We start from the raw sequence: 18,967 nt of genomic DNA on the forward strand, positions 1-18,967 counted from the left end.
ATGGTGCATCCAGGAGGATTCGAACCTCCGACCGCTCGGTTCGTAGCCGAGTACTCTATCCAGCTGAGCTATGGATGCATTTAAATGGCGGTGAGGGAGGGATTCGAACCCTCGATGCAGCTTTTGACCGCATACTCCCTTAGCAGGGGAGCGCCTTCAGCCTCTCGGCCACCTCACCTTACGCCTCTTGCGAGTGCTCTGATTAACTTTCTGAAAGCTCATCGTCGCTGCGTGGCGCACATATTACTTTCCCGCGTTTATAAGTCAAACCCTTTTTTTTCATCTCATGCACGTTTGAACAATTCACGCGCAATATGGGTAGTTTGACGCCAAAATGGTTTTTTTATCAACGCAAAAAGCCGGATGACGCAGAAATATCATGTAGGGGGCGATAAGAAAAAGCGTGAAGAAAAGCGTGCGAAGAGAGGGAAAGAGAACAAAAAGATGATTGGCGCCTCGCTTCCCGCGAGACGCCGGTCAATTTAGTAGGTCGTTTGCTGGGACTTTTCAGCTTGAATGCGTTGGTAGATTTCTTCGCGATGGACAGAAACCTCTTTCGGGGCGTTGACACCAATACGTACCTGGTTACCTTTCACCCCTAATACAGTGACAGTCACCTCATCGCCAATCATGAGGGTTTCACCAACTCGACGAGTCAGAATAAGCATTCTTTGCTCCTTGAAAGATTGTAAGAGTCGGGTCTCTCAGTTTCCCCGCCATTATCCATCATATACTGTGAAAACGTAAACTATGCCACTTACATTAACTGTAAGGTAATCATAGGATCAACGTTAACTCTTTTCAGTTTAGCCGAATTCGGCAGTCTTGTGGCATCTGCCGCGCCGCGCCGCCGCGGCCTGAAACAAAAAACGCCATAGCGCACAAGGCGTTATGGCGTATCAATACGTTTGAATTATTTCAAACTTATAATTTATCTTCGACCCACGCTGTGACGCTTTCCAGCGCCCCCGGCAGAGCGGAAACATCACTGCCGCCCGCCTGCGCCATATCAGGGCGGCCGCCGCCTTTGCCCCCTACCTGCTGGGCAATATGGCCGATCAGCTCACCGGCTTTGACGCGGTCAGTCAGGTCTTTGGTCACCCCGGCAATCAGGCTGACTTTCCCTTCCGCCGTGGTCGCCAATACGATAATGGCAGAACCCAGCTGGTTTTTGAGATCATCGACCATCGTGCGGAGCATTTTCGGCTCGACGTTATCCAACTGACTGACCAGCAACGGCGTGCCTTTTACCTGCTTCGCCCGTGAAGAGAGCGATGCGCTTTCCTGAGCAGCCTGCTGGTCTTTCAGTTGCTGCAACTCTTTCTCCAGCTGGCGTGAACGCTCGATCAGGCCACGGATCTTGTCAGAGACGCTGTTGGCATCCCCTTTCACCAGATGGGAAATACTTTGCAGCAGGTCAGTTTCCTGGTGGAGTGTGGCAATCGCCCCCTCCCCTGTCACCGCCTCAATACGACGGATACCCGCTGCCGTGCCGGATTCGCTCTGAATGCGGAACAGGCCGATGTCACCGGTGCGGCTGGCGTGTGTGCCACCACAAAGCTCTGTGGAGAAGTCACCCATACGCAATACGCGCACATTGTCTTCATACTTCTCACCAAACAGTGCCATGGCCCCTGCTGCTTTCGCTTCTTCCAACGCCATAATGTTGGTTTCAACCGGCAGGTTACGACGAATCTGGGCGTTAACGATATCTTCTACCGCACGGATCTCGGCAGGCTTCATCGCTTCAAAATGGGAGAAGTCAAAGCGCAGGTATTTATCATTAACCAGCGAGCCTTTCTGCGCCACATGGTCACCCAGTACCTGACGCAACGCTGCGTGCAGCAGGTGGGTCGCGGAGTGGTTCAGACGAATACGGTTACGGCGCGCGACATCAACCTGCGCATCGACGGCGTCATTAACCCGCAGGGTACCCTGGCTGAGCACGCCCTGATGGCCGGTAGCCTGGCCATACTTCTGGGTATCAATCACATCGAACTGGGCCGCTGCCGTGCGCAACTGGCCTTTGTCACCGACCTGGCCGCCGGACTCGGCGTAGAATGGCGTCTCATCCAGCACCACAACGGCGTTGTCACCGGCGTTAATGCTGTCTACCGGCTGACCGTCACGATACAGTGCGATCACTTTCGCCGACAGGTCGAGCTGGTCATAGCCCAGGAACTGCGTGCTGCCATCCACACGGATCAGGCTGTTATAGTCAGCACCAAAGCCGCTCGACTCACGCGCACGGCGGCGCTGCTGTTCCATCGCCTGGTTGAAGCCCTCTTCATCCACCTTCAGGTTACGTTCGCGGCAGACATCGGCGGTCAGATCCAGCGGGAAGCCATAGGTGTCATAGAGGCGGAATGCGGTTTCACCGTCAAGCGTGTCGCCTTTCAGGTTAGCCAGCACATCATCCAGCAGTGCCAGGCCACGCTCCAGCGTGCGGGCGAACTGCTCTTCTTCAGTTTTCAGCACCTGTTCAACCAGTGCCTGCTGGCGTTGCAACTCTTCCGCAGCCGGGCCCATCACCTCAATCAGAGGGGCCACCAGCTTATAGAAGAAGGTCTCTTTCGCGCCCAGCATATTGCCGTGACGGATCGCCCGGCGAATGATACGGCGCAGCACATAGCCGCGGTTCTCATTAGACGGGATCACACCATCAGAGATCAGGAAGGCACAAGAGCGGATGTGGTCAGCAATAACGCGCAGGGATTTGTTGTCCAGATCGGTCGCGCCGGTGACGTTAGCCACGGCACCAATCAGTTTTTTGAACAGATCGATCTCGTAGTTGGAGTTCACATGCTGCAGAACGGCGGCAATACGCTCCAGACCCATGCCGGTGTCCACAGACGGCTTCGGCAGCGGTTGCATGGTGCCGTCAGCCTGACGGTTGAACTGCATAAACACCACGTTCCAGATCTCGATATAGCGATCGCCATCTTCGTCCGGGCTGCCCGGCGGGCCACCGGCGATGTGATCGCCGTGATCGAAGAAGATCTCGGTGCACGGGCCGCACGGGCCGGTATCGCCCATCTGCCAGAAGTTGTCAGAGGCGTAAGGTTTGCCTTTATTGTCACCGATGCGGATAATGCGCTCCTGCGGCACCCCAATCTCTTTCAGCCAGATGTCATAGGCTTCATCATCGGTTTCATACACGGTCACCCACAGCTTCTCTTTCGGCAGGGCAAACCAGTTTTCACTGGTCAGCAGCTCCCAGGCATACTGGATAGCATCATGCTTGAAATAGTCGCCGAAGCTGAAGTTACCCAGCATTTCAAAGAAAGTATGGTGGCGCGCGGTATACCCGACGTTTTCGAGGTCATTGTGCTTACCGCCCGCACGGACGCAACGCTGTGAGGTCGTGGCGCGTGAATAGGCACGCTTGTCCAGGCCAAGGAAAACATCCTTGAATTGGTTCATCCCGGCATTGGTAAACAGCAATGTCGGATCGTTATTGGGAACCAAAGAGCTGCTTGATACAACCTGGTGTCCCTTGCTCTGGAAAAAATCGAGAAACGCTTGACGGATCTCAGCGGTGCTCTTGCTCATAAATGTCCCGGAATCAGGCTAAAAGAACAGCCCGTAAGCAGTATGCTCAGCATCCTGATGCCGGCGTACTGCTTACGAACAAAAAGTGGGAATAAGATAAAATTTCTTCAGTGGGAAGTAAAATCCAGTATGCGCTCATTCATCAAAATCGCGATAAATTGACTGTATCTCTTCCTGAAAAAAGCCCCGGTATTGCAGAAAGCGCTGCACTTTGGCCTTTTCTTTCCACTCTGTCGGCAACTGTTCGCCAAACTTGCGCTCCGCCAGATCGCGCGCCTGCCGGCACCAGTCCACTTCCGTCTCCTCAAAGCCGGTATTAATCACCTCTTTTGCCACACCTTTCTGCGTAAGCTCTGAGCGGATGCGCTGAGGGCCATACCCTTTACGGCTGCGGCTGTTGATATAGCTTTGCGTAAAACGGGCATCGTCCAGATAGTGGTGCTCCAGGCAATACAGGATAATTTTTTCAACCAACTGTGGGTCAATCTCTTCTGCCGGTGGCGGTGCATAAACCGGTGCTGGGGGAGTCTCAGCGTCGTCATCAGTACGGTGTGGGGGGCGGCGCGAGAAAGAGGCGTTGCGGCGCGGTGCCATGACCGGTGGGGTTTCCAGCTTACGGCGCAGTTCCGTCTCGCTGTGATCGCGCTGGGCAAGCAGGCGCATTGCCCTGGCCAGCAGGGTATTGAGCTGCTCTTTCTCAGAGCGCCCAGGTTGGGAGGGATCATGGCTCATCAGCACTCTCCTTCAAAATCGCGGGGCGGCCGGGCACATCGTGTACCGGGCTGGCCATGCACATAAAAAAACAGCCAGAGTGTTTGCACACTCTGGCTGGTTCAGCTCAGAAAGAATCGATTAAAACTCTTCGCTCATCTCTGCGCTGTCATCATCAAGGTTTTCTGTCGCGGTAGCGGCATTTTCACCATTGTTGGTCAGCAACAGCTCACGCAGTTTCTTGTCCAGTTCAGCTGCAACAGCCGGGTTCTCTTTCAGGTAGTTACAGGCATTTGCCTTACCCTGACCGATCTTGTCGCCGTTGTAGCTGTACCAGGCACCGGCTTTCTCGACCAGTTTGTGTTTCACGCCCAGGTCAATCAGCTCGCCGTTGATGTTGATGCCTTCGCCATACATGATCTGGAACTCAGCCTGCTTGAACGGCGCAGCAACTTTGTTCTTGACCACTTTCACGCGGGTTTCGCTGCCCACGACCACGTCGCCCTCTTTAATCGCACCGATACGGCGGATATCGAGACGCACAGAGGCATAGAACTTCAGGGCGTTACCCCCGGTGGTGGTTTCCGGGTTACCGAACATCACACCAATCTTCATACGGATCTGGTTGATGAAAATCAGCAGGGTGTTGGCCTGCTTCAGGTTACCGGCCAGCTTACGCATCGCCTGGCTCATCATACGGGCGGCCAGACCCATATGCGAATCACCGATTTCGCCTTCGATTTCTGCTTTGGGCGTCAGGGCTGCCACGGAGTCAACGATGATGACGTCAACCGCGCCGGAACGGGTCAGCGCATCACAGATCTCAAGGGCCTGCTCGCCGGTGTCCGGCTGGGAGCAGAGCAGGTTATCAATGTCTACGCCCAGTTTCTTAGCGTAGACCGGGTCCAGCGCGTGCTCAGCATCGATGAAGGCACAGGTTTTGCCTTCACGCTGTGCCGCTGCGATGACCTGCAGGGTCAGCGTGGTTTTACCGGAAGATTCCGGGCCATAAATCTCAACGATACGGCCCATCGGTAAACCACCCGCACCCAGCGCAATATCAAGCGACAGAGAACCGGTAGAGATCGTTTCCACGTCCATAGAGCGATCTTCACCGAGGCGCATGATGGAGCCTTTGCCGAATTGTTTTTCAATCTGGCCCAGTGCTGCAGCTAACGCCTTTTGCTTATTCTCATCAATAGCCATGTTGACTCCTCTACGGACAGCGGTAGGTCACCCCTGGGCTGTCACTGATTGTAATTTGGTATACTGGAAAACGAGATGAATTATACTGTATACGCATACAGTACCACAAGCTTATTTTTCCAGAAATTCATCAAGTAGGGTTTGCAGCGCGAAAACAGCGGCTTGCATTCTTACCGCCTCACGGTCACCGGAAAAGCACTGCTTTACCGCCATCATCCGGCCATCTTCCGCGGCTATGCCGAACCACACGGTACCGACCGGCTTGGCATCCGTGCCGCCGCCCGGCCCGGCGATCCCGCTGATGGACACAGCGTAGTCTGCGCCCGCCGCTTTCAGGGCACCGAATGCCATTTCCCGCACCACTGGCTCACTGACCGCGCCATGCGCCTGTAACGTGGATTCCGCCACCCCCAGCATCTCATGCTTGGCCGCGTTGCTGTACGTCACAAAGCCACGATCAAACCAGGCGGAACTGCCGGCAATATCCGTAATGGACTTGGCCACCAGCCCACCGGTGCAGGACTCTGCACAGGTTACCCAGGCTGACGCCGCCTGAAGGCGCTCGCCGAGGCGCACGCTCAGCGCATGCAGGTTTTTTTCACTCATCACATATCCCGTCTGTGAAGAAGGTAAGTGGGTCCAATGTTAGCACTTCTCAAGGGAAGCATGAGCGATCCTGCACTATTTTGCGAGACGCGCCGAAGGACCGGACAAAAAGGCCGGTGATTGATGCGGATGCGTTTTCAACCCCTGGGCCACCTGTTAACATCACGCCTATTCTGAGCAAGGCCGGCGGTGTACGCGCCTTCCATTCTCAGGCTGCGGAAGTGCCCGGCAGCCTGGCCCAACCTTATTGCAGTGAAAATCAGATTGCCGTGAAAAACTACATTACCGTGAAAAACTATGGAAAATAACGCTTACGCAGACCACACGCCAATGATGCAGCAGTATCTGCGTCTCAAGGCCGATCATCCTGAGATCCTGTTGTTTTACCGGATGGGGGATTTCTACGAGCTGTTCTATGACGATGCCAGGCGCGCATCCCAGTTGCTGGATATCTCCCTGACCAAGCGCGGCCAGTCTGCCGGCGAGCCGATCCCAATGGCGGGCGTGCCGCATCACGCGGTTGAAAACTATCTGGCGAAGCTGGTGCAATTAGGTGAGTCGGTCGCCCTGTGTGAACAGATTGGCGATCCGGCGGCCAGCAAAGGCCCGGTCGAGCGTAAAGTCGTCCGGATTGTCACCCCCGGCACCGTCAGTGATGAGGCGCTGCTGAAAGAGCGTCAGGATAACCTGCTGGCCGCCATCTGGCGTGACAGCCGGGGGTTTGGGTATGCCACGCTCGACATCAGCTCCGGCCGTTTCCAGGTAGTGGAACCCGCGGATAATGAAACCATGGCCGCTGAATTGCAGCGCACCAACCCGGCCGAATTGCTCTATCCGGAAAGTTTCCCGGAGATGGCGCTGATTGAACAACGCCGTGGCCTGCGCCGCCGCCCGGAGTGGGAGTTCGAACTCGACACCGCCCGCCAGCAGCTGAACCTGCAATTCGGCACCCGTGACCTGACCGGCTTTGGGGTGGAACAGGCACCCCAGGCGCTGCGCGCGGCCGGCTGCCTGTTGCAGTATGTGAAAGATACCCAGCGTACTGCCCTGCCCCACATCCGTGGCCTCACGATGGAGCGCCAGCAGGACGGCATCATCATGGACGCCGCCACCCGCCGCAACCTGGAAATCACGCAGAATCTGGCGGGCGGCACGGAAAACACCCTGTCGGCGATTCTGGATTGTTGCGTAACGCCAATGGGCAGCCGGATGCTGAAACGCTGGCTGCATATGCCAAGCCGTAACCAGACGTTGCTGATGCAGCGCCAGCAGAGCATCGCCGCGCTGCAACCTCTGGTGGACGATCTGCAGCCATTGCTGCGGCAGGTGGGTGACCTGGAACGTATCCTGGCGCGGCTGGCCCTGCGCAGCGCCCGCCCGCGCGATCTGGCACGGATGCGCCATGCCATGCAGCAGTTACCGGCGATTCGTGAAATTCTGACGCCGCTGACCGGCGGGCACCTGCCTGCCCTGCTGGCCCAGACCGGTGAATTCAGTGAGCTTCTGGCGCTGCTGGAGAGAGCCATTATCGAGTCCCCGCCGGTGCTGGTGCGTGACGGCGGCGTGATTGCGCCGGGTTACCATGCCGAGCTGGATGAGTGGCGCGCCCTGGCTGACGGTGCCACGGATTACCTGGATCGTCTGGAAATCCGTGAACGTGAGAAGCTGGGCCTCGATACTCTGAAAGTCGGCTTCAACGGCGTGCATGGTTACTTTATCCAGGTCAGCCGCGGCCAGAGCCACCTGGTGCCGATGCACTACGTGCGCCGCCAGACGCTGAAAAACGCCGAACGCTACATCATTCCAGAGCTGAAAGAGTATGAAGACAAGGTGCTGACGTCGAAAGGCAAAGCGCTGGCGCTGGAGAAGTCGCTCTATGATGAGCTGTTTGACCTGCTGCTGCCGCATCTGCCCGAGCTGCAACAGAGTGCGGCGGCCCTGGCAGAGCTGGATGTGCTGAGCAACCTTGCCGAGCGGGCCGACACCCTGAACTATACCTGCCCGACGCTGAGCGATCAGCCCGGCATCCGCATTACCGGCGGGCGGCACCCGGTGGTTGAACAGGTACTGAAAGATCCGTTTATCGCCAACCCGCTGGCGTTGTCCCCGGCACGGCGGATGCTGATCATCACCGGCCCCAATATGGGCGGTAAAAGTACCTACATGCGTCAGGCGGCGTTGATTGTGCTGATGGCGCACATCGGCAGTTTTGTGCCGGCAGAGGGCGCCATCATCGGCCCGGTGGACCGCATTTTCACCCGCGTGGGTGCAGCGGACGATCTGGCGTCAGGCCGCTCTACTTTCATGGTAGAGATGACCGAAACCGCCAACATCCTGCACAACGCCACCGAAAACAGCCTGGTGCTGATGGATGAGGTCGGCCGCGGGACGTCCACTTACGACGGCCTCTCTCTGGCCTGGGCCTGTGCGGAAAACCTCGCCAGCCGCATCAAAGCGATGACGCTGTTTGCCACCCACTACTTTGAGCTGACCACCCTGCCGGAAAAAATGGAAGGTGTGGTGAACATCCATCTGGATGCGGTAGAGCACGGTGACACCATCGCGTTTATGCACAATGTCCAGGAGGGCGCGGCCAGTAAAAGTTATGGTCTGGCGGTGGCCTCGCTGGCCGGCGTGCCGCGTGATGTGATTAAACGCGCCCGGCAGAAGCTGCGTGAGCTGGAAAGCCTTTCCAATCAGGCAGCGGGCAGCCATGTCGACAGCGCGCAGCTGACGTTACTGAGTGAGGAAACCTCACCGGCCGTCGAGGCGCTGGAAGCGCTGGACCCGGACACCCTCTCCCCACGTCAGGCACTGGAGTGGATCTACCGCCTGAAGAATATGGTGTAGACGTAGAGTAAGTCAGTAAGGCAGTGAGCGATCCGGAGCCGGATCGTTTGCGCAGGCTGTGCGAAGCGCCTGCCTGCGGGCCACGATCCTCAGGATCGCCAGGGATCTGATCCGGCCTATCCCTGACTTTCAGGCCCTGTCTTTCAGGCATAAAAAAACGGTGGGCAAGGCCCACCGTTTTTAAGGTACTTCCTTCAATGAATCATTAACTTCCTGAGCAGGTTAATGATTCACGGCTTTTCCAGAGCATATGGGCAGCCCGCTTATTCGCGGAAAAGTGCCTCAATGCTCAGCCCCTGACCCTGCAGAATTTCACGCAGGCGGCGCAGACCTTCAACCTGAATCTGACGAACACGTTCACGAGTCAGACCAATTTCACGGCCCACATCTTCCAGTGTGGCAGCTTCGTAGCCCAAGAGGCCGAAACGACGCGCCAACACTTCACGCTGTTTGGCGTTCAGTTCGAACAGCCATTTAACGATGCTTTGTTTCATATCATCGTCTTGCGTGGTGTCTTCCGGACCGTTGTCTTTCTCGTCTGCCAGAATATCCAGCAGCGCTTTCTCTGAGTCGCCACCCAGTGGCGTATCTACCGACGTGATGCGCTCATTCAGGCGCAACATACGGCTTACATCATCAACCGGTTTGTCGAGTTGCTCGGCAATCTCTTCCGCACTCGGTTCATGATCCAACTTGTGAGAAAGTTCACGCGCAGTACGCAGATAAACGTTCAGTTCTTTCACGATGTGGATCGGCAGACGAATAGTACGGGTTTGATTCATGATCGCCCGTTCAATGGTCTGGCGGATCCACCAGGTTGCATAGGTAGAAAATCGGAAGCCGCGCTCCGGGTCAAATTTCTCAACGGCACGGATCAGGCCAAGGTTACCTTCCTCGATCAGATCCAACAGTGCCAGACCACGGTTGCTGTAACGGCGGGCGATCTTCACTACCAAACGTAAGTTACTTTCAATCATCCGGCGGCGGGACGGCACGTCACCGCGCAATGCACGCCGCGCGAAGTAAACCTCTTCCTCTGCGGTCAGAAGAGGCGAATAACCAATTTCTCCGAGATACAGTTGAGTTGCATCCAGCACTCGTTGGCTCACAGCTTGTGATAACAGTTCTTCCTCAGAAGCCTCGTTATCAACAGGCTCTTCAACGAGCGCTTTCTCGTCAAAGTTCTCACCGCCGTTCTCGTCGAAATCCGCGTCATCATGTAACTCGTTAACTTTCAGCGTACTTTGGCTCATAAGCTGCTCCTACCCGTGATCCCGAGGCAGAATACAAGGATTCTGCCCAATTTATCGCTGCGGAAGATAACGCAGCGGGTTTACGGATTTCCCCTTGTAACGAATTTCAAAATGTAATCTTACTGAACTGGTTCCGGTGCTACCCATGGTCGCGATTTTTTGACCCGCCTGCACTTCTTGTTGTTCCCGGACCAGCATTGTGTCGTTATGTGCATAGGCGCTCAGGTAATCATCATTGTGTTTAATGATGATCAGATTACCGTAACCGCGAAGCGCATTCCCTGCATACACTACACGCCCACTGGCGGTAGCAACGATGGACTGGCCGCGCGAACCGGCGATATCGATCCCCTTATTGCCTCCCTCAGATGCTGAGAAGCTATCGATAATCTTACCGTCAGTAGGCCATCTCCAGCTGCTTACCGGCGTGCCGGTATTCGCTGTACTGCTGACGGTGGTGCTCGGTGCGGTAACAGGTGCGGTCGTAGCAACTACCGCGCCCGATGAAGGCAACATCTTACCTACATTCTGTTTACCAGAACTAGCAGAATACGCGGTAGTTGGACGAGAATCAACCGTTGCGCTTTGGATCTGTGTGCTGGAAGGGGGTTTCGGTACCCCATTACGGGTGGCGTCAGAGGCCACTAAAGCCCCGCCGGTACTGGCTCCGGACGATACGTTATTGATCTGGATCGTTTGCCCAACATTTAAGCTATAAGGGGCAGAAATGCTGTTGCGCGCCGCAAGATCACGGAAGTCATTGCCTGTTATCCAGGCGATATAAAACAGGGTGTCACCACGTTTTACCGTGTAGGTGCTGCCGGTGTAGCTGCCTTTGGGAATGGAATTATAGCTGCGATTATAAACAATCCGCCCGCCCGGCGCGGTCTGCCCGCCGCCTTGTGCTGACGGGGTATTCATCATACCGCCCCGGCTGCCGCCACCGCCGCTGACGTCAGAGATAGGGGCGGAGGTGGTGGCGTTGTTGGAACAGCCGGCCAACCATAAACTCACTACTGTACATGCCGCAATACGACGCAATGTAATAACTGGGCTTCCCGTGCTCATCATTCCCCCATAACAGCAATATCAGTGAACTATCCAAAAAACCTTATCAATCCGCCGCAAAAAGGCAACTTTCCCGCCCTGCGCGAGGTAAGGTTCCCTTGCCCCTACGGATTGCAGGCAGCAAGAGAGAAAAACGCTGCCACGGATGCTATCAACATCGCCGGTGCAGCACCATAGGAGAGTGACACGGAATTTACTCTTGCCGGCCGGGCAGAAACCCCGGCGGCATAAGGCGGCGGCAACGAATCAGGCCAAATCCCCTTTCACCAGCGGCACAAAGCGCACCGCCTCAATGGTTTCGACCTTGAATTCGTTGTTTTTGCGTTGGATGCGTTGCAGAAGTTGGGCGTGCTCGCCAACCGGCAGCACCAGAATGCCGCCCTCATCGAGCTGTTCCAGCAGCGCCTGCGGCACTTCAGGCGGCGCGGCGGTCACAATGATGGCGTCAAACGGCGCACGGGCCGGCCAGCCGAGCCAGCCGTCGCCGTGGCGGGTCGAGATATTGTGCAAATCCAGTTGCTTAAACCGGCGTTTAGCCTGCCACTGCAATCCTTTGATGCGTTCCACCGAGCAGACATGGTCAACCAGATGCGCCAGAATCGCTGTCTGGTAGCCGGAGCCGGTGCCGATCTCCAGCACCCGTGAACCGGGTGACAGCTGCAACAGCGCCGTCATCCGCGCGACCACATAAGGCTGTGAGATCGTCTGGCCGGAGCCAATCGGCAAAGCGGTGTTGTCATAGGCGCTGTGCTCAAACGCCTCATCCACGAAACGCTCCCGCGGCACTGCCTCGATGGCCTGCAGCAACCGCTCCTCCTGAATGCCCTGCTGGCGGAGCTGGTCCAGCAGGATTCGCATACGACTGTTCACCATTCCCCGTTGACCTCGGCGTTGGTTAACCATCTCTCCACGACATCCTGTGCCGCGTAGGCCGTTAAATCGACCTGAAGCGGTGTGACGGAAACATATCCCTCTTCAAGTGCGGCAAAATCGGTGCCCGGCGCGTAATCAAATTTTGCGCCGGGCGGGCCGATCCACCATAAATCCTGCCCGCGTGGGTCCTGCTGGTGAATCACCTGGTCAGCCGGGTGGCGGCTGCCGCAACGGGTGACCTTGATGCCTTTGATGGCGGACAGCGGCAAATCCGGGACGTTGATGTTCAGGATCTTGCCGGTTCGCAGCGGTTCGCGCTGCAATGCCCGCAGGATCGCACAGGTTACCGCGGCCGCCGTGTCATAATGCCGGTGCCCGTCCAGTGACACCGCCAGCGCCGGATAACCAAGATGACGCCCTTCGGTGGCCGCGGCGACAGTCCCGGAGTAGATCACATCATCCCCCAGGTTCGCCCCGGCATTAATCCCGGAGACCACGATATCCGGCCGCGGCCGCATCAGCTGGTTAACGCCCAGATAGACGCAATCGGTCGGCGTGCCCTGCTGTACGGCGATATCGCCGTTGGGCAGCGCCAGGGTGCGCAACGGGGCATCCAGCGTCAGTGCGTTCGACGCCCCGCTGCGGTTGCGGTCGGGTGCCACCACCTGCACCTCCGCAAACTCCCTGAGCGCAGCGGCCAGGGTCTGAATCCCCGGCGCGCTGACGCCATCATCATTACTCAGTAAGATCCGCATTATCGTTGCCCTGCCGCAGGATTTCACGTACCACACTGGTGGCGAAGCTGCCGGCCGGCAGCCAGAAATTCAGTTCAAGCGTGACGTCATCCCACCAGTTCCACTGCATCTGTTGCGGGTAGAGCAACAGCGCGCGCCGCGCCGGCTCAACCCGCTCACGCTTCACTAAGCCCAGCAGATCGCCCTGATCGGCCAGGCAGGCCAGCTCCAGCGCCTCTGCGGCGGCCTGGGTGCCGAGGTCACCGTCGCCCGGCAATGGGGCGGTGATTTGCAGTTCACCCGCGTCGAGGCGCGCCTGGAGCGTCTCCAGTTCGTCCTCTTTCGCGACAAACCAGCTGCCGCGCCCGCTGAGTTGCAGGGCATCGCCCGCCAGCACAGTGCGGTGCAGCCCCTGCGCCAGACGCTCCGCGGCGATCAGGTTAAACAGGGCGCTGCGGCTGGCCGACAGGTAAAAACTGCGCTTGCTGCGCTCTTTCACGCGGATCTCATCACGCGCCCAGCGCGCCGCCTGCACCAGATTATTGCCGCCATGCCCAAAACGCTGCACGCCGAAGTAGTTCGGCACGCCCTGCTCAGCAATGCGTGCCAGCCGCTGCTCGACGTCTGCCCGGTCAGTGACCTGACGCAGAATCAGCGTAAAGGCGTTGCCCTTCAGCGCGCCGATGCGCAGCTTACGGCGCTGGCGGGCGCTGGCCAGCACCTCGCACCCTTCCAGCTGGAACGCCGCGAGATCGGGCGATTCTTTGCCGGGCAGATGCAGGCAGAACCACTGTTCGGTGACTGCATGGCGATCTTTCAGCCCGGCATAGCTCACGGCACGGGCCGGGATACCGGCAAAACGCGCCAGCGCATCGGCAACAAACTGGGTATTGCAGCCGTTTTTACGGATACGCACCAGCAGGTGTTCGCCTTCGCCATCCGGCTCAAAGCCCAGATCTTCGCGTACCTGGAAATCTTCCGGGTTGGCTTTCAGCAGGCCGCCGGAGCGCGGCTCGCCATGCAGCCAGGTCAGCGTAGTCATGTCCATCACATCAGGCCTTAATCAGCAGGGCGACGGCGGCACAGGCAATGCCTTCGCCACGTCCGGTAAAACCGAGCTGCTCAGTGGTGGTCGCCTTCACGTTGACGTCATCCATATGGCACTGCAAATCTTCGGCCAGATTGACCCGCATCTGCGGAATGTGCGGAGCCATTTTCGGCGCCTGCGCAATCAGGGTGATGTCGAGGTTACCGAGGCGGTAGCCTTTGGCCTGAATGCGGCGGTAAGCCTCACGCAACAGGGCGCGGCTGTCTGCGCCTTTGTACGCCGGGTCGGTATCCGGGAAGAGTTTGCCGATGTCGCCCAGCGCCGCAGCACCCAGCAGTGCATCGGTGGCCGCATGCAGCGCCACGTCACCGTCGGAGTGCGCCAGCAGCCCTTGCGGGTACGGAATGCGCACGCCACCGATCACCAACGGACCTTCTCCACCAAATTTATGTACATCAAATCCGTGACCGATACGCATCATGCGCTCTCCTGTGTTGAAAAATGAGATAAATAAAATGCCGCCAGCGCCAAATCTTCCGGCTGCGTCACTTTGATATTGTCAGCGCGCCCGGTCACCAGTTGCGGATGGTAACCGCAATACTCCAGTGCCGACGCTTCGTCCGTGATGGTTGCCCCTTCGCGCAGCGCCCGGCTGAGGCACGCTTTCAGCAGCGCCAGCGGAAAGAGCTGCGGCGTCAGGGCATGCCACAGGTTCTGGCGGTCAACGGTGTGCGCCACCGCCGCCACGCCCGCCTCGGCCCGCTTCATGGTATCCCGCACCGGGGCGGCCAGAATGCCGCCGACCTTGCTGGTCGCGGTGATCGCCAGCAGGCGCGCCAGATCGTCCTGATGCAGGCAGGGGCGCGCGGCGTCATGCACCAGCACCCACTGCGCGTCACCGGCGCATTCAAGGCCGGCCAGCACCGAGTCAGCACGCTCTGAACCGCCTGACACTACGTTAATCCGGCGGTCAGCGGCAATCGGCAATTGCCTGAAATGCGTGTCCTGTGGGCTGACGGCCACAATCACGCGGTTGATGCGCGGGTGGCGCAGCAACGCCGTGATGGCATGTTCAATCAGGGTCTGGTGGCCGATGGTGAGGTACTGCTTCGGGCATTGTGCCTGCATACGGCTGCCGATTCCGGCGGCCGGCACAACGGCAATGATCTCTGGAAGGGAACCTGCGTTGTTCATCTGATTAGTGTGCGTTGTTTTGAGCAGACGCAGTGGTTGCGCTGCGTTTGGATTGGTCAGGCACCAGCCGGTAGAAGGTTTCGCCCGGTTTAATCATCCCGAGTTCGTTGCGCGCGCGCTCCTCGATCGCTTCCTGACCGCCATTCAAATCATCTATTTCAGCAAAAAGCTGATCGTTCCGTGATTTCAGCTTGGCGTTGTTGGCCTTCTGGACCGCAACGTCATCATCCACCCGGATATAATCGTGAATACCATTCTTGCCCAGCCACAGCGAATACTGGAGCCAGCCAAGTAAAACCAATAACAGCAGCGTTAATTTACCCATGCCCGCCCCCTGAAAAACCCGGCAATCATCCCATAACTTTACGTCCGACTCCACATGCGCAATGCATTGGCCGGGCGATTAGGCAACGAAGTATACCGGGATAACAGGCTCCCCCGGCGGCAGGCCGGCAGAAAAAAGGGGAAAACAGGGCAGAAAGGCGGCCGGGCTTACCAGCCGGTCAGAAAGGAGAACACCATCCAGAACAGGCAGACAACCATTGCGCCGCTGATCAGCAGCGTCAGCAGCACATGGCCGCGCAGCAACATACTGACGGCGATGCCGACCAGTACTGACACCGGCATCAGCGTCAGGAAAAAGGGCCAGGTATAAATCAGGAAAAACAGCGTGTTTGCGCCATACACCACAAAGGGAATGGCAAACGCCAGCCAATAGAAGATAAACCCCGAGCAGCCGCCCAGAAAAGAGTAAGACGGCTCCTCACCCTCACGCCGGTCAGCCGCCGGACGCAGGGGCCGCGACGGCTCAGTGGCCGGGCGGCCGGCAGTGGAATAGGGGCTGATATTCTGCATACGGTGATCCCTGTGGTCTCAGTGCGGCAGCACGTTTTTACACGCGTTTCCGCAGCCGGTTCAGGGTTCGATAATAACGCGGCGACGCAGAACGTCTAACATTTGCTCGACCAAATTTGTTACTAATTGTTCACCTTTCAAGTGGATATCCGGAGCCTCAGGGGCTTCGTAAACCGAGTCAATGCCGGTGAAGTTTTTCAGCTCCCCTGCCCGCGCTTTTTTGTATAACCCTTTGGGATCACGGGCTTCGCACAATTCCAATGGCGTGTCGACAAACACCTCGATAAAGCGGTCGCCGAGCAGATCACGCACCATCTGCCGTTCGGCCCGGTGCGGTGAAATAAAGGCGGTGAGCACCACCAGCCCGGCGTCCACCATCAGTTTGGCGACTTCGCCGACCCGGCGGATATTTTCGCGCCGGTCATCGTCGGAAAAGCCCAGATCGCGGCACAGCCCGTGGCGGACATTGTCGCCGTCCAGCAGATAGGTGCTGACCCCGTGGGCGTGCAGCGCCTGCTCCAGCGCCCCGGCCACCGTGGACTTGCCGGAGCCGGACAGCCCGGTAAACCACAGCACCGCGCCCTGGTGGCGGTGCAGCGCCTCGCGGTCCGCACGCGCAATGGCGTGCGGGTGCCAGACGATGTTTTCATCGCGTTCAGACACGTTTATTTACCACCCAGCAAATCACGCGCACCCCAGTGCGGGAAGTGGCGGCGCACCAGCGCGTTCAACTCCAGCTCGAACGCGCTGAAGGCGCCCGGCTCTTCAAACACGGTGTCCAGCGCTTCGCGCACCATGCCTGCGCCCACGGTGACGTTGGTCAGGCGATCGATAAAGATCATGCCGCCGGTCACCGCGTTGGCCTGGTAGTTGTCCAGCATCAGCGGCTCATCAAAGGTCAGCTCCACCAGCCCGATGCCGTTCAGCGGCAGGTTTTCCACCACGCGCTGGGTCAGGGAGTTAATCTCCACCTGATACTGGATGTTCTCCACCCGCGCACGGGATTTCTTCCCGGCAATTTTGATGTCGTAACTCTGCCCCGGCACCAGCGGCTGCTCGGCCATCCACACCACGTCCACCAGCGCATGGTGCACCGGCTTCAGGCTATCGGCCGCATCCACCAGCAGGTCACCACGGCTGATGTCGATCTCATCTTTCAGCACCAGCGTGATCGCCTCACCGGCCCAGGCTTCCTGCAAATCACCGTCAAAGGTGACAATGCGCGCCACCGTGGACTCGACGCCGGACGGCAGCACTTTCACCCGTTGGCCGACGCGCACCACACCGGCCGCCAGCGTGCCGGCGTAACCGCGGAAGTCGAGGTTCGGGCGGTTGACATACTGCACCGGGAAACGCAGCGGCTGTTGCTCACTGATGTTGATGACGTTGACGGTCTCCAGCATCTCCAGCAGCGTCGGGCCGGTGTACCAGCCCATTTTGCTGCTCTGGGTTGCGACGTTGTCCCCTTCCAGGGCGGACATCGGCACAAATTTGATGTCGAGATCGGCCGGCAGTTGCTGGGCGAAATCGAGGTAATCCTGCTTGAACTGCTCGTAGACGGTTTCGCTGTAGTCCACCAGGTCCATTTTGTTCACCGCCACCACCAGGTGACGGATGCCCAGCAGCGTGGCGATAAAGCTGTGGCGGCGGGTCTGGTCCAGCACCCCTTTACGGGCGTCGATCAGCAAAATCGCCAGGTCACAGGTCGAGGCACCGGTCGCCATGTTGCGGGTGTACTGCTCATGCCCCGGCGTGTCGGCGATGATAAATTTGCGCTTCTCAGTGGAGAAGTAGCGGTAAGCCACATCAATGGTGATGCCCTGCTCGCGCTCCGCCTGGAGGCCGTCCACCAGCAGCGCCAGATCGAGTTTCTCGCCCTGGGTGCCGTGGCGTTTGCTGTCGTTGTGCAGCGAAGAGAGCTGGTCTTCATAGATCTGGCGGGTGTCATGCAGCAGGCGGCCAATCAGCGTGGATTTGCCGTCATCGACACTGCCGCAGGTCAGGAAACGCAGCAGGCTTTTGTGCTGCTGGCTCTTCAGGTAGCCTTCGACGCCACCCTGTTCGGCGATCTGTTGTGCAATTGCATTATTCATCTGGCGGCTCCTTAGAAATATCCCTGACGCTTTTTCAATTCCATCGACCCGGCCTGATCGCGGTCGATGGCGCGCCCCTGGCGCTCACTGGTGGTGGAGACCAGCATCTCCTCGATGATCTCCGGCAGCGTTTGCGCCCCGGATTCCACCGCGCCGGTCAGCGGCCAGCAGCCGAGGGTACGGAAGCGCACCATCTTCTGCTCAATCACTTCGCCCGGTTGCAGGTCGATACGGTCATCGTCCACCATCAGCAACATGCCGTCGCGCTCAAGCACCGGGCGCGGCGCGGCCAGGTAGAGCGGCACAATCTCAATATTTTCAAGGTAGATATATTGCCAGATGTCCAGCTCCGTCCAGTTCGACAGCGGGAAGACGCGGATGCTCTCCCCTTTGTTGATCTGGCCGTTGTAGTTATGCCACAGCTCCGGGCGCTGGTTTTTCGGGTCCCAGCGGTGGAAGCGGTCACGGAAGGAGTAGATACGCTCCTTGGCGCGCGATTTTTCCTCATCACGGCGGGCGCCGCCGAACGCGGCATCAAAGCCGTATTTGTTCAGCGCCTGCTTCAGCCCTTCGGTTTTCATGATGTCGGTGTGTTTGGCGCTGCCGTGGACGAACGGGTTAATGCCCATCGCCACCCCTTCCGGGTTTTTGTGCACCAGCAGCTCGCAGCCATAATTTTTGGCGGTGCGGTCGCGGAAGTCGTACATTTCGCGGAATTTCCAGCCGGTGTCCACATGCAGCAGCGGGAACGGCAGCGTGCCGGGGTAGAAGGCTTTGCGCGCCAGGTGCAGCATCACCGACGAGTCTTTCCCGATGGAGTAGAGCATCACCGGGTTACCGAATTCAGCGGCGACCTCACGGATGATATGGATGCTCTCCGCCTCCAGTTGCCGCAAATGTGTGAGTCGTTTTTCGTCCATAACA

The 18,967-nt window shown here is 58.1% G+C and carries 19 protein-coding genes and 2 tRNA genes; 2 read left to right on the forward strand and 19 right to left on the reverse strand.

The window, feature by feature from the left end:
• Position 1: 1 nt before the first annotated feature.
• From CYR52_RS13475 to pncC, 7 genes are all read right to left on the reverse strand, one after another.
• Positions 2-78 (reverse strand) — tRNA-Arg (locus CYR52_RS13475).
• A gap of 7 nt (positions 79-85) precedes the next feature.
• Positions 86-178 (reverse strand) — tRNA-Ser (locus CYR52_RS13480).
• Positions 179-482: 304 nt separating this feature from the next.
• Positions 483-668: a carbon storage regulator CsrA gene (gene csrA / locus CYR52_RS13485; protein WP_004091602.1), complete on the reverse strand. Its 186-nt coding sequence runs from the start codon at positions 666-668 to the stop codon at positions 483-485.
• A 256-nt stretch (positions 669-924) separates the two neighbouring features.
• Positions 925-3,552: an alanine--tRNA ligase gene (gene alaS, locus CYR52_RS13490; protein WP_072929008.1), complete on the reverse strand. Its 2,628-nt coding sequence runs from the start codon at positions 3,550-3,552 to the stop codon at positions 925-927.
• 135 nt (positions 3,553-3,687) lie between these two features.
• Positions 3,688-4,284, reverse strand: coding sequence for a recombination regulator RecX (gene recX, locus CYR52_RS13495; RefSeq protein WP_072929006.1), 597 nt, complete (start codon positions 4,282-4,284; stop codon positions 3,688-3,690).
• A 120-nt stretch (positions 4,285-4,404) separates the two neighbouring features.
• Positions 4,405-5,469 carry a recombinase RecA gene (gene recA, locus CYR52_RS13500; protein ID WP_072929004.1) on the reverse strand — a complete coding sequence of 355 codons (1,065 nt, stop codon included), beginning with the start codon at positions 5,467-5,469 and terminating at the stop codon, positions 4,405-4,407.
• A gap of 111 nt (positions 5,470-5,580) precedes the next feature.
• Complete coding sequence (gene pncC / locus CYR52_RS13505) at positions 5,581-6,075, reverse strand: nicotinamide-nucleotide amidase (RefSeq protein ID WP_072929002.1); 495 nt, start codon at positions 6,073-6,075, stop codon at positions 5,581-5,583.
• 116 nt (positions 6,076-6,191) lie between these two features.
• On the opposite strand from pncC, the gene CYR52_RS13510 reads away from it, so the two are divergent.
• Together CYR52_RS13510 and mutS are read left to right on the forward strand one after the other, a co-directional pair.
• The gene (locus CYR52_RS13510; RefSeq protein WP_072929000.1) at positions 6,192-6,383 is read left to right on the forward strand and encodes a hypothetical protein; all 192 of its coding nucleotides are present in this window, start codon (positions 6,192-6,194) and stop codon (positions 6,381-6,383) included.
• Positions 6,373-8,925 carry a DNA mismatch repair protein MutS gene (gene mutS, locus CYR52_RS13515; RefSeq protein WP_101828763.1) on the forward strand — a complete coding sequence of 851 codons (2,553 nt, stop codon included), beginning with the start codon at positions 6,373-6,375 and terminating at the stop codon, positions 8,923-8,925. Before CYR52_RS13510 ends, mutS begins: the two co-directional genes overlap by 11 nt.
• Before the next feature lie 263 nt (positions 8,926-9,188).
• Here the strand turns inward: mutS and rpoS are convergent, their stop codons facing one another.
• From rpoS to cysD, 12 genes are all read right to left on the reverse strand, one after another.
• Positions 9,189-10,178 (reverse strand): RNA polymerase sigma factor RpoS, encoded by a 990-nt coding sequence (gene rpoS / locus CYR52_RS13520; RefSeq protein WP_072928996.1) that lies wholly within the window; start codon positions 10,176-10,178, stop codon positions 9,189-9,191.
• Between the two features lie 51 nt (positions 10,179-10,229).
• Entirely contained in the window at positions 10,230-11,246 is a 1,017-nt protein-coding gene (gene nlpD, locus CYR52_RS13525; RefSeq protein ID WP_072928994.1) for a murein hydrolase activator NlpD, read from the reverse strand.
• Positions 11,247-11,492: 246 nt separating this feature from the next.
• Entirely contained in the window at positions 11,493-12,119 is a 627-nt protein-coding gene (locus CYR52_RS13530; protein WP_072928992.1) for a protein-L-isoaspartate(D-aspartate) O-methyltransferase, read from the reverse strand.
• A complete protein-coding gene (surE, locus tag CYR52_RS13535) occupies positions 12,113-12,874 on the reverse strand; it encodes a 5'/3'-nucleotidase SurE (RefSeq protein ID WP_072928990.1) in 762 nt (253 codons plus the stop codon). The genes CYR52_RS13530 and surE overlap by 7 nt, the downstream gene beginning before the upstream one ends.
• A complete protein-coding gene (gene truD, locus CYR52_RS13540) occupies positions 12,855-13,901 on the reverse strand; it encodes a tRNA pseudouridine(13) synthase TruD (RefSeq protein WP_072928988.1) in 1,047 nt (348 codons plus the stop codon). Before truD ends, surE begins: the two co-directional genes overlap by 20 nt.
• 4 nt (positions 13,902-13,905) lie before the next feature.
• Entirely contained in the window at positions 13,906-14,379 is a 474-nt protein-coding gene (gene ispF / locus CYR52_RS13545) for a 2-C-methyl-D-erythritol 2,4-cyclodiphosphate synthase (protein WP_072929117.1), read from the reverse strand.
• Positions 14,379-15,095: a 2-C-methyl-D-erythritol 4-phosphate cytidylyltransferase gene (gene ispD / locus CYR52_RS13550; protein WP_101828764.1), complete on the reverse strand. Its 717-nt coding sequence runs from the start codon at positions 15,093-15,095 to the stop codon at positions 14,379-14,381. Before ispD ends, ispF begins: the two co-directional genes overlap by 1 nt.
• A 4-nt stretch (positions 15,096-15,099) precedes the next feature.
• Entirely contained in the window at positions 15,100-15,420 is a 321-nt protein-coding gene (ftsB, locus tag CYR52_RS13555; RefSeq protein WP_072928984.1) for a cell division protein FtsB, read from the reverse strand.
• Between the two features lie 167 nt (positions 15,421-15,587).
• On the reverse strand, positions 15,588-15,950 hold the full coding sequence (locus CYR52_RS13560) for a DUF3561 family protein (RefSeq protein ID WP_079205239.1): 363 nt from the start codon (positions 15,948-15,950) through the stop codon (positions 15,588-15,590).
• A gap of 60 nt (positions 15,951-16,010) precedes the next feature.
• On the reverse strand, positions 16,011-16,613 hold the full coding sequence (gene cysC / locus CYR52_RS13565; protein WP_241521501.1) for an adenylyl-sulfate kinase: 603 nt from the start codon (positions 16,611-16,613) through the stop codon (positions 16,011-16,013).
• A gap of 2 nt (positions 16,614-16,615) precedes the next feature.
• Positions 16,616-18,043, reverse strand: a complete 1,428-nt coding sequence (cysN, locus tag CYR52_RS13570) for a sulfate adenylyltransferase subunit CysN (RefSeq protein WP_101828766.1) — start codon at positions 18,041-18,043, stop codon at positions 16,616-16,618.
• An 11-nt stretch (positions 18,044-18,054) separates the two neighbouring features.
• Positions 18,055-18,963 (reverse strand): sulfate adenylyltransferase subunit CysD, encoded by a 909-nt coding sequence (gene cysD / locus CYR52_RS13575; RefSeq protein ID WP_072928978.1) that lies wholly within the window; start codon positions 18,961-18,963, stop codon positions 18,055-18,057.
• Positions 18,964-18,967 lie beyond the last annotated feature (4 nt).

Source organism: Chimaeribacter arupi, assembly GCF_002858805.1.
Lineage (GTDB): Bacteria > Pseudomonadota > Gammaproteobacteria > Enterobacterales > Enterobacteriaceae > Chimaeribacter > Chimaeribacter arupi.

Excerpts from the sequence above, each read along its gene's own strand:
- cysN (WP_101828766.1), bottom strand. The coding sequence starts at position 18,043 with ATGAATAATGCAATTGCACAACAGATCGCCGAACAGGGTGGCGTCGAA.
- ispF (WP_072929117.1), bottom strand. The coding sequence starts at position 14,379 with ATGCGTATCGGTCACGGATTTGATGTACATAAATTTGGTGGAGAAGGT.
- CYR52_RS13560 (WP_079205239.1), bottom strand. The coding sequence starts at position 15,950 with ATGCAGAATATCAGCCCCTATTCCACTGCCGGCCGCCCGGCCACTGAG.
- truD (WP_072928988.1), bottom strand. The coding sequence starts at position 13,901 with ATGGACATGACTACGCTGACCTGGCTGCATGGCGAGCCGCGCTCCGGC.
- pncC (WP_072929002.1), bottom strand. The coding sequence starts at position 6,075 with ATGAGTGAAAAAAACCTGCATGCGCTGAGCGTGCGCCTCGGCGAGCGC.
- alaS (WP_072929008.1), bottom strand. The coding sequence starts at position 3,552 with ATGAGCAAGAGCACCGCTGAGATCCGTCAAGCGTTTCTCGATTTTTTC.
- nlpD (WP_072928994.1), bottom strand. The coding sequence starts at position 11,246 with ATGAGCACGGGAAGCCCAGTTATTACATTGCGTCGTATTGCGGCATGT.
- recX (WP_072929006.1), bottom strand. The coding sequence starts at position 4,284 with ATGAGCCATGATCCCTCCCAACCTGGGCGCTCTGAGAAAGAGCAGCTC.
- mutS (WP_101828763.1), top strand. The coding sequence starts at position 6,373 with ATGGAAAATAACGCTTACGCAGACCACACGCCAATGATGCAGCAGTAT.
- ftsB (WP_072928984.1), bottom strand. The coding sequence starts at position 15,420 with ATGGGTAAATTAACGCTGCTGTTATTGGTTTTACTTGGCTGGCTCCAG.
- csrA (WP_004091602.1), bottom strand. The coding sequence starts at position 668 with ATGCTTATTCTGACTCGTCGAGTTGGTGAAACCCTCATGATTGGCGAT.
- recA (WP_072929004.1), bottom strand. The coding sequence starts at position 5,469 with ATGGCTATTGATGAGAATAAGCAAAAGGCGTTAGCTGCAGCACTGGGC.
- CYR52_RS13530 (WP_072928992.1), bottom strand. The coding sequence starts at position 12,119 with ATGGTGAACAGTCGTATGCGAATCCTGCTGGACCAGCTCCGCCAGCAG.
- cysD (WP_072928978.1), bottom strand. The coding sequence starts at position 18,963 with ATGGACGAAAAACGACTCACACATTTGCGGCAACTGGAGGCGGAGAGC.
- ispD (WP_101828764.1), bottom strand. The coding sequence starts at position 15,095 with ATGAACAACGCAGGTTCCCTTCCAGAGATCATTGCCGTTGTGCCGGCC.
- rpoS (WP_072928996.1), bottom strand. The coding sequence starts at position 10,178 with ATGAGCCAAAGTACGCTGAAAGTTAACGAGTTACATGATGACGCGGAT.
- surE (WP_072928990.1), bottom strand. The coding sequence starts at position 12,874 with ATGCGGATCTTACTGAGTAATGATGATGGCGTCAGCGCGCCGGGGATT.